A 540-nucleotide genomic window follows, 5' to 3' on the forward strand; every position below is an offset into this window, starting at 1 on the left:
GTAATTACCCACCCCCGGTCTGAGGGGGTTTAGGCGCCCAGGGTAGCGGCGATGGTACCGAAGATGTTGGTCCCAGGGGTAAGGCGCGCGGTGGCGACGACGGTCCTGATGTCAGCTTCCCCCTGAGCAGCCCACATGGCGCGGTAGCCATTGGTGATCTTGCGCTGGATGACGGCGGGGCGAAGGTCGCGCTCGCAGGCATTATTGGTCGGTTCGACCTTGCCGGGCCAATATGCGAAGGTAAGGAGCTGCTCCCTGGCGCGGGCGAACCTGTTTCGCAGCTTCATCGTCAGTTCGCACGACGTAGGCGTCGTGATGATGTCGTCGATGGTTCGTTCGAGCGCGCGCCGTCTTGTGGCAATCGTCGATGGCGCCAGACGGCTGATGCCTTCCGCCAGCCCGAACGCCTTGTTCAGCCATAGTTTGAGCCGCATCGGCAGGAAGTCCTCGCTGTTCTGGAGCGCATAGGCGACATCACGCGCGAGATGGGCGAGGCAGGCCTGGTGCGCATCGGCATGACCCTGCTGGGCGGCATAGCGA

General features: G+C 63.5%; 1 protein-coding gene. It reads right to left on the reverse strand.

Annotated elements, in window-relative coordinates:
• Positions 1 to 29 precede the first annotated feature (29 nt).
• Positions 30 to 540 (reverse strand): transposase (locus L8F97_RS22500; RefSeq protein WP_242154965.1); only part of this gene is annotated, 511 nt, incomplete at its 5' end.

It is taken from the genome of Sphingomonas sp. BAUL-RG-20F-R05-02, assembly GCF_022662305.1.
Classification (GTDB): Bacteria; Pseudomonadota; Alphaproteobacteria; order Sphingomonadales; family Sphingomonadaceae; genus Sphingomonas.